Origin of the sequence: Rhizobium oryziradicis (assembly GCF_001939045.1) — a bacterium.
GTDB lineage: Bacteria > Pseudomonadota > Alphaproteobacteria > Rhizobiales > Rhizobiaceae > Allorhizobium > Allorhizobium oryziradicis.
In genome coordinates, this window is sequence record NZ_MKIM01000033.1 from 272996 (window position 1) to 282122 (window position 9127).

The 9127-nt window shown below is 52.6% G+C and carries 9 protein-coding genes; all 9 read left to right on the forward strand.

What is annotated here, in order from left to right:
• Positions 1-137: 137 nt before the first annotated feature.
• Positions 138-1445, forward strand: a complete 1308-nt coding sequence (gene ugpB / locus BJF95_RS23565; protein WP_075641926.1) for a sn-glycerol-3-phosphate ABC transporter substrate-binding protein UgpB — start codon at positions 138-140, stop codon at positions 1443-1445.
• Positions 1446-1570: 125 nt separating this feature from the next.
• Positions 1571-2452, forward strand: a complete 882-nt coding sequence (gene ugpA, locus BJF95_RS23570) for a sn-glycerol-3-phosphate ABC transporter permease UgpA (protein ID WP_075641927.1) — start codon at positions 1571-1573, stop codon at positions 2450-2452.
• Positions 2453-2461: 9 nt separating this feature from the next.
• Complete coding sequence (ugpE, locus tag BJF95_RS23575; protein ID WP_075641928.1) at positions 2462-3310, forward strand: sn-glycerol-3-phosphate ABC transporter permease UgpE; 849 nt, start codon at positions 2462-2464, stop codon at positions 3308-3310.
• Entirely contained in the window at positions 3310-4353 is a 1044-nt protein-coding gene (locus BJF95_RS23580) for a sn-glycerol-3-phosphate import ATP-binding protein UgpC (protein ID WP_075641929.1), read from the forward strand. Before ugpE ends, BJF95_RS23580 begins: the two co-directional genes overlap by 1 nt.
• A gap of 276 nt (positions 4354-4629) precedes the next feature.
• A complete protein-coding gene (locus BJF95_RS23585; RefSeq protein WP_075641930.1) occupies positions 4630-6273 on the forward strand; it encodes a Na/Pi cotransporter family protein in 1644 nt (547 codons plus the stop codon).
• Between the two features lie 283 nt (positions 6274-6556).
• Positions 6557-7252 (forward strand): phage tail protein, encoded by a 696-nt coding sequence (locus BJF95_RS23590; RefSeq protein WP_075641931.1) that lies wholly within the window; start codon positions 6557-6559, stop codon positions 7250-7252.
• Positions 7249-7572, forward strand: a complete 324-nt coding sequence (locus BJF95_RS23595) for a hypothetical protein (protein ID WP_075641932.1) — start codon at positions 7249-7251, stop codon at positions 7570-7572. Before BJF95_RS23590 ends, BJF95_RS23595 begins: the two co-directional genes overlap by 4 nt.
• Before the next feature lie 112 nt (positions 7573-7684).
• On the forward strand, positions 7685-8335 hold the full coding sequence (locus BJF95_RS23600) for an N-acetyltransferase (protein ID WP_139317614.1): 651 nt from the start codon (positions 7685-7687) through the stop codon (positions 8333-8335).
• Positions 8336-8469: 134 nt separating this feature from the next.
• Positions 8470-9127, forward strand: a 658-nt coding sequence (locus tag BJF95_RS23935; RefSeq protein ID WP_139317615.1) for a hypothetical protein, incomplete at its 3' end; no start/stop codon positions are given.

Genomic DNA, 9127 nt, shown 5'->3' on the forward strand with positions numbered 1-9127 from the left:
CCCCATAAAAATGCACAGCTGTGCATAGTTTTGCTTTTCCTGCGCAATATTAGTCCCTAATAAAGAGGGGAGATGGTCTGGGAGGATCACCCACGCGACGTTCATGTCGCGCAGGACCACAGAAAAGGGAGGAATTCATGTCTTTTAAGCTGTTTTTTGCGAGCACTGCGGCCTCAATGGCGATGATGGGGTCTGCCTCTGGTGCATTTGCTGCAACGGAGTTGCAATGGTGGCATGCCATGTCCGGTGCAAACAACGAGGTGGTGGAGAACCTCGCCAAGGAATTCAATGACAGCCAGAGCGAATATAAAGTCACGCCGGTCTATAAAGGCAGCTATCCCGAAACATTGAATGCCGGGATTGCCGCCTTCCGCGCCAAGCAGGCTCCCGCTATTTTACAGGTTTTCGATGCTGGCAGCGGCGTGATGATGAGTGCGCAGGGGGCCGTCATGCCGGTTGCGGAAGTGTTGAAAAAGGGTGGCTACACCTTTGATAAATCCGAATATCTTGCCGGTATCGTTGCTTATTATTCCAAGCCGGACGGCACCATGTTGTCATTCCCTTATAATTCATCGTCGCCGGTGATGTATTATAACAAGGATGCCTTCAAAAAGGCTGGTCTGAACCCGGATGATGCGCCCAAGACCTGGCCAGAGGTGTTTGCCGCCGCCGAAAAAATCAAAAAGTCTGGTGCCAGTGCCTGTGGTATGACCTCCACCTGGCTCACCTGGATCCAGACGGAAAATTTTGCGGCCTGGAATAACATTTCCTACGGCACCAATGAAAATGGTCTGGCGGGCACCGATGTCAAGCTCAAGGTCAACGCGCCCTTGTTTGTCGAGCATTTCCAGAAGCTTGCCGATCTGGCCAAGGATGGCACTTTCCGTTATGGCGGCCGCACTTCTGAAGCCAAGCAGCTTTTCACCTCGGGTGAATGCGCGATGTTGACCGAATCCTCTGGTGGTTTGGGCGACGTTATTAAGTCCGGCATCAATTATGGCATCGGTCAGCTGCCTTATTATCCGGGCGAAGGACGTCCGCAAAATACCATTCCAGGTGGCGCAAGCCTCTGGGTGTTTGGCGGCAAGAGCGATGCAGAATACAAGGGCATTGCCCAGTTCTTCCATTTCCTCTCCCAGACCAAGATTCAGGCGCGCCTGCATCAGGTGTCGGGTTATCTGCCAATCACCAAGGCAGCCTATGAGGAAACCAAAAAGTCTGGCTTCTATGAAAAGAACCCGGCCCGTGAAACGCCGATCCTGCAAATGATGGGCAAGGCACCCACCGCGAATTCCAAGGGTGTTCGTCTGGTCAACCTGCCGCAGGTTCGCGACATCATGAATGAAGAATACGAAGCCCTGCTGGCTGGCAAGCAAGACGCCAAGACCACGATGGATCATATTGTTGAGCGCGGTGATGCCGCAATCAAGAAGGCCCAGCGCTAACCAACAGACATTTGCAATGTCCTCAAGGCGAGAATGCGTCAGCATCATCTCACCTTGGTATAGAACGATCATTCGCCAGTTCGCGCCGAGTTCGTGCGGGCTGGCGTTAAAACAGGACAATCGCCGTGCAACGCGTTGTGTTTCCCAATAAGGTGCTGCCCTATTTTCTGGTGGCACCGCAAATCATCTTGACGGTGATTTTTTTCTTTTGGCCTGCCAGTCAGGCGCTCTATCAATCCACCCAGCGCGAAGACGCCTTTGGGCTCAGCAGCATGTTTGTCGGGCTGGATAATTTTCGCTTCGTGCTGTCGGATGACAATTATCTGCATTCGCTGCAAGTGACAGCCGTGTTTAGCGCCGCAACCGCCTTTTTGGCGATGGCGGCAGCTCTTTTGCTGGCCACGGCTGCCGATCGCGTTGTGCGCGGCAAAGGCCTTTATCGCACCTTGTTGATCTGGCCCTATGCGGTGGCACCGGCGGTGGCGGGTTTGCTGTGGTTGTTCATGTTCAATCCCGCCATGGGCACCTTCGCCTATATCCTGCGCCGCAATGGTGTGGATTGGGACCCGCTTTTGAATGGCAATCAGGCCATGAGCCTTGTGGTGGTGGCGGCTGCGTGGAAGCAGATCAGCTATAACTTTCTGTTTTTCGTCGCAGGCCTGCAGGCGATTCCAAAATCGCTGATTGAAGCCGCTGCCATCGATGGTGCGCGCGGTGCCCGCCGGTTTTGGACCATCGTATTTCCGCTTTTGGCCCCCACAACCTTCTTCTTGCTGGTGGTGAACACGGTCTATGCGTTTTTCGACACATTCGGCATCATCCATGCCGTTACCGGTGGCGGCCCTGCGAAAGCCACGGAAACGCTGGTTTATAAAGTTTACAACGATGGCTTCGTGAATCTTGATCTTGGTTCTTCTGCGGCACAATCGGTCATTTTGATGCTGATCGTGATTGCGCTGACGGCCTTCCAGTTCCGCTTCGTTGAAAAGCGTGTTCACTATGCATGAGGCCCGGTCATGATTGAAAGACGTCCTATCGCGGCCCTTCTTGGCCATCTGATGCTGATTATCGGCATCATCATTGTCGCGTTCCCGATCTATTATACCTTCATCGCCTCGACCATGTCGTCGGCGGAAATCCTGCGTCCGCCGATTTCGCTTTTGCCCGGTAGCCATTTGATTGACAATTACGTCAGTGCCTTGAATGGTGGCGTCGAACGCGTTTCAGGTGTCAGTCTCGAGCGGATGCTGTGGAACACCTTTGTGGTGGCCATCGCGATTGCCGTTGGCAAAATTCTGATCTCGTTCATTTCGGCCTATGCGATTGTGTTTTTCCGCTTTCCCTTTCGCATGGTGTTCTTCTGGATGATTTTTGTGACGCTGATGCTGCCAGTTGAGGTGCGCATTCTGCCGACCTATAAGGTCATCGTCGATCTGGGTTTGATTGATACCTACACCGGCCTGACCCTGCCGCTGATGGCATCCGCCACCGCGACTTTCTTGTTTCGGCAGTTCTTCTTGACCATTCCCGGCGAATTGGTGGAGGCCGCCCGCATCGACAATGCCGGTCCCTTCCGCTTCATGAAGGATATTCTGCTGCCACTGTCGGCCACGAATATCGCGGCGCTGTTTGTGATCCTGTTCATCTACGGCTGGACGCAATATCTTTGGCCGCTGCTGATCACCAATGATGCGAAAATGTCGACAATCATCATTGGTCTTCGCAAAATGGTTGATTTTGCCGATGCCTCGACCCCTTGGAATTATGTCATGGTCACGGCGATCCTCGCCATCATCCCTCCCATTCTGGTGGTGGTGTTGATGCAACGCTGGTTCGTCAAAGGCCTTGTGGAGACTGAAAAATAATGGCCAGAATTACGCTCAATAACGTCCGCAAGACCTATACCGATGTGGTGGAAACCATCAAAGGCGTGTCGCTGGACATTGCCGATGGTGAGTTTCTCGTGCTGGTTGGCCCCTCTGGCTGTGGCAAGTCCACGCTGCTTCGCATGATTGCCGGTCTTGAAAGCATCTCCTCAGGTGAAATTTCCATTGGTGATCGTGTGGTCAACAAGCTGGAACCATCGGAGCGCGATATTGCCATGGTGTTTCAAAACTATGCGCTCTATCCGCATATGACCGTGCGCCAAAATCTGGCCTATGGCTTGAAAAACCGTAGTACACCGCCCGCCGTGATTGAAGAGCGGATCAAAAAGGCAGCAGCAACGCTGGAGATCGATCAATATCTCGAGCGCAAGCCGCGGCAATTGTCGGGCGGTCAACGCCAGCGCGTGGCCATGGGCCGCGCCATTGTGCGCGAACCCTCGGCGTTTTTGTTTGACGAGCCATTGTCAAACCTTGACGCCAAACTGCGCGTACAGATGCGGGTTGAGATCAAGCGTCTGCAGCGGGCTTTGGCCACCACCAGTGTTTACGTTACCCACGATCAGATGGAAGCGATGACATTGGCCGACCGGCTGGTGGTGCTCAATGGTGGCAAGATCGAACAGGTCGGTACACCCATTGAACTTTACGAAAAGCCTGCAACGACATTTGTTGCCACCTTCATTGGCTCGCCATCGATGAATCTGCTGGATCGCGCAACGGGCGGCTTTGAGCTCAACGGCGTTGTTGATGCTGCCATCATTGGTATTCGCCCGGAAGACTTGCGATTGCAAGACGCAGGCTCCACTGAAGCTGTGGCACTGCGTGCAGAGGTGATTGTCGGCGCGGTTGAGTTGGTCGGTGCTGAAAGCTATGTTTATAGCAGATTGGCATCGGGCCAGGATATCGTGTTTCGAGTTTCCGGGCGCTCTCGCATTGCCTCAGGCGATCGTATGACGGTTGTTGCGGCAATGAGCGACATTCATCTGTTCGACCAGCAAGGAAAGCGCTTGCCCGGGACGTGATTCGGATTGCGGTGAGAGTGTTATCGCCTATGGCATGATTTCTGAGATATCACCTGGATTTGACAGAAAATGGTGCGATAGATTGAAGGTGTTACAACACGGTTGGGTTTATAAAGCCAATCGTGTTGTCAAATCCCGTTCGCAAAACGGACTGCTGCATCATTCCTGAAACCGTTTCCAGTTTCAGGAATGATGCAGCAGATATGAAGTCTTGCAGCGAACTTGTGTGCCATCTGTTGTGCACGGCGCTGTGATGGGCAGAGAAAGAGTGAAGAGATGGGGTCAACCGTCGTCATCATCAACCTGTGCGGAGCCGTCGCCCTGCTGTTGTTCGGTCTCTCGCAGGTCAAGGACGGTGTGTCACGGGCCTTTGGCGCGCGGCTGCGCACCGCGCTGTCCACAGGCACGCGAACCGGGCTGCGCTCGTTTGTTTCCGGCTTTTTTGCAACCATTGCATTGCAAAGTTCAACGGCAACCGCCCTCATGACGGCATCATTTGTCGAGCGTGAGCTTGTTAAACCGCGCATGGCGCAGATTGTGCTGCTCGGTGCCAATGTCGGCACGGCCGTGACGGCGTGGATTGTCGGCTTTGGCCTCGCATGGCTCTCACCCCTGTTGATTTTCATCGGTATTGGATTTTATCGCGCATCGTCGTCAAACCGGCAGGGACTGGGTGGTGCTTTGATCGGCATTGGCCTGATGCTGTTGTCGCTGCATCTGATGAGCGCCGCGACCGAGCCTTTGCGGGAATCGTCCGCCTTGCTTGCGTTTATCGGTCTGCTGGATAACGCGTGGCCCGTTGCCTTTGCCTTGTCGGCGTGCATCGCATTTATCTCGTCGTCCAGCCTGGCTGCGGTGGTTTTGATCCTTTCTGTGTCGTCCACGGGCGCTGTGCCGCCAGCACTTATTCTGGTTCTGGTGCTGGGGGCCAATTTTGGAGGAGCGATTCCGCCGTTTATTGCATCGATCGGCACGGCTGCGTCTGCCCGGCGTGTTACGCTGGCCAATCTGATTGTGCGCGGCGTTGGTTGTATCATCGTCTTGCCGCTGGCCGGGTATGGTGGTGTGCTTTTACAAATGTTGCCAACCCCGCACACAATGTTGCCGGTGGATGCACATCTGGCGTTTAATATCCTGCTTGCGCTTATTGCCTGGCCATTTTCCACAGCACTCGCACATTGGATGACACGACTGGTGGCCGATGAGGTTAAGCCCGATATGGCCCCAAAGTTCCTCGACCGGCATGATCTGAGTAGCCCGGTGATTGCTCTCGCCAGCGCCACCCGCGAAGTGCTGGGGGTTGGCGATATGATCGAGCGTATGTTGATGAAGACCTCGGATGCGTTTACCCGCAACGACCTCTCGCAATTGGCAGAAGTGGCCCCGCTGGAACGCCGGGTGGATATGCTGCAACAGGAGGTCAAGGTCTATCTTTCGATGCTCGGGCGTGTGGGCCTGAGCGACGAAAATAGCCGCCGTTCCATCCATATCATCGACTACGCCATTAATCTTGAACACATCGGCGACATCATTGAAAAGGGTCTGGTGCAGCAGGTGACCAAGAAGATCACGCTCGGCTTGAAATTTTCAGATGATGGCTATGAAGAGTTGATGCGGCTGATGAATCTGACCATCGACAACCTAGGGGTTGCACAAACCATTTTTGTAACGCGCGATTTTGCCCTTGCCCGCCAGATGATGGAAGTAAAGGTCGAGGTGCGGCGCATGGAAAAAGAATCGGCCGAGCGCCATCTGAAGCGTCTTCAAGACGGACGCCTTGAAAGCCTGCAAACGAGTTCACTCCACCTTGATTTGTTGCGTGACCTCAAGCGCATCAACGCCCACATCATCTCTGTCGCACACCCAATTCTGGATGAAAGCGGTGTGCTTGTGGAGAGCAGGCTTCGAGCTTCGCAGTAAAGTTTACATCAAGCGATAAAATCCAGGGCGGCACGATACTCTCGCGTGTTGCATCTGCTGCTGCCAAACTGTGCCACATCATTGCTCACGCTTTATGCGCAGGGACAGGCTGGACCAAAATTTGCTCTTCTTTCGTGTCAAATTCCAGCAAGAGAGAGGTTGTGCGGCCTTTTTTTGCAAAAAGTGTACTTTGAAATAATGCATCAAAAGGTTGTTTTCACATTGACAAATACAATCAATAGTGATTTTAATTTAAAAAAACAACCTTTGATGGAGTTGCCTTATGGAAGCGTATCTGGGAACAATTTTCATTATCCCCTACAATTTTGCGATGTATGGCAGCCAATATTGCCTTGGACAGACGGTGCAACTGTCTCAAGCCCAAGCGCTTTATTCTCTTATCGGCAATATTTACGGTGGTACTCCCGGTCAAAATTTCAAGCTCCCCAATTTGCAGGGGCAAGTTCCGATTGGCGTTGGCACGCTTGGCACTGTCAATTACATCCTTGGTACCCAATATGGTGCCGCCTCACACAGTTTGAGCCTCGGTAACCTGCCAAACCATACTCATCAAGCAGCATTTACGCCTCAAACGGGCCCTCAGTCGGTGACGATTCCGTCTGTGCCAAACACATTGGATGTCAAGGTTGATGTTGATGTTTACGGCGGCGGCGGCGATACGACGATTCCAACCTCTGCGAAAAATATGCTTGCAGGCGGTTCTGCTGCTGCGACAAAGATATATAATTCACCGCAAACGACCAATCTGGTAAAGCTTTCAAATGTGAACACAACTGTCACTGGCAGCGCCGGTTCTCCTTCGACGACAGTGAGTGTTGACACGGTGACGGGTGGCACGGTCGCTATTAGTCCAGACGTGCGCGGTGGCATAGCGCAGGTGCCATTGCCCGTGATTCAGCCTTCCCTTGCTTTGAATTTCATCATCGCAGTTGATGGCATTTATCCGCAACGCCCATGACAATATCCATAGCAACCGTTGAAGCATCTTTGTTTCAGGCGCACGAGGGCGCTTACTTTCAGATGTCGGATGATCAGGGCTTTAGCGAAAAGGTCTACCTCAAGCGCTGTCGCGAAAACCCGCAATGTGGGGTTCCGGGGGCAAAAAGAGTGCCGTTTTCGCTGGAATTTGAAGCTTCAGAAGAGGGGGTGCCACATTTTCATGTCGGAGATTTTTCCTTTTCGCACCCGGATATTGGCCTCCTGGGGCCGGTCTGTGTTGGCCGAATACTCAATCCGGCATCGCCCAATCTGGCCTTGTTTCAGGTTGTGTTCGGCTAGAGCGTTTCCAGGAAAAGTGCGTCGCGGCTTTCCGCCCGTAAACACGTAAAAACTGAGGGTTAGAGCGATAGAGTGTTTCCATGAAATACTCTATCGCCTGGATCCATTGGAAATGGCTTTAGGTATTTCTTTTGTCAATATTTCAAACTGCGGATGCATTCGAGATATTTGCAATGTCTTCAAGGCCAGGGTGCTTCAACATCTTCGAGCCTGTTATAAGCATGAAAGGGGACGTGTTATGGCGGGCCTGAATGGTTCATTTGCGCTACCAGGCAATCTGGCCTTGCGGTTCACGGGTGCGGATGACGAGCCGTTTTTGTTTCAATTGCTCAAGGAGGCGCGTCCCTGGCTGTCTTGGGCGGAAGGAAACAGCGATTTCTTGCGCGTGTTGCACGAACAGCAATTCAACGCGATACGAACCGGATTGGGGCAAGCCTATCCGGAGCATATGGATCTGATCATTGAAGATTGCGGTATCCGTGTGGGGCGATTGGTGGTTTCTCTGGGCTACAGCGAATGGCGCTTGTCTGAGTTGCAACTTCTGACGGGCGCGCAAGGAAAAGGCATAGGCTCCGGTGTGATTCGGAGTTTGCAGACGGCGGCGGCAAGGCTTTCCTTGCCAATCACACTGTCGACGCCCATGTTTGGCTCCCACGGACCTCACGTGTATCATCGTTTGGGTTTTCAAGTGACAGAAGTATCTCCTCCACACTACCATATGCAATGGATGCCCCCTCAGGTTGTGGCAAGTATGCAACATTAGTAAAAAAACAAAACACATTGCCGACACAATTTAACAACCCTGACTAGAGTGCGCAGCGAGATGTGCTAATTCGGTTTAATAAACCGTAGTTTGCATATTGCGATGGTAATGTCTTGATGCTTGTGGGGTGGCTTGTGGTTCGGCAAGAAATTTTGAGGCCTGTGTTTGGCTGGATATTGGCATTCACCAGCGTGCTTTTACGTCGGAGCTTTAAAGGGCTTTTCTTGCTTTTGGTCGCCGTATTGGCAGCTGGGCAATCTCATGCAGCGCTCTCAACGGCCTGTGCGGCAATTAATACGGATTGGGGTGCCGGTGTTACTCGCGATATTACGTCTGGCACTGATTATTTTGAAAAAGAATATGATACTGGGCTAAACGCTGGCGAGAGGCTGAGTTGGAGTTATTCCTTTTCTGGAGATGGATATCAAAACAACGGTTACGCTAATGCTTCAATTATAGTAAGCAGTTATGATGACCCTATCATGGAGCCGACTAATATTGGTTCGAATCCCAGCGGCTCCGGTGCCCAAACGTTTACGACCGGAGTAGCCAATGCTGACAGTATTTATATTGCAATCGATGCCGGTAATAGGTCGGGAACGCCAAATAAGAGCGTAACGTTGCAAGTTACGTGTTCGGACGGGAGTGCTGCGCATTCTACAGATGCGACTCTTTCGAACCTGACACTCTCAACCGGCACACTGTCTCCAAGCTTTGCCTCTGGCACGTTGAGCTACTCGGCAAGTGTTGCAAACGCAGTGTCGACGCTGACGGTCACGCCGACGGTTGCGG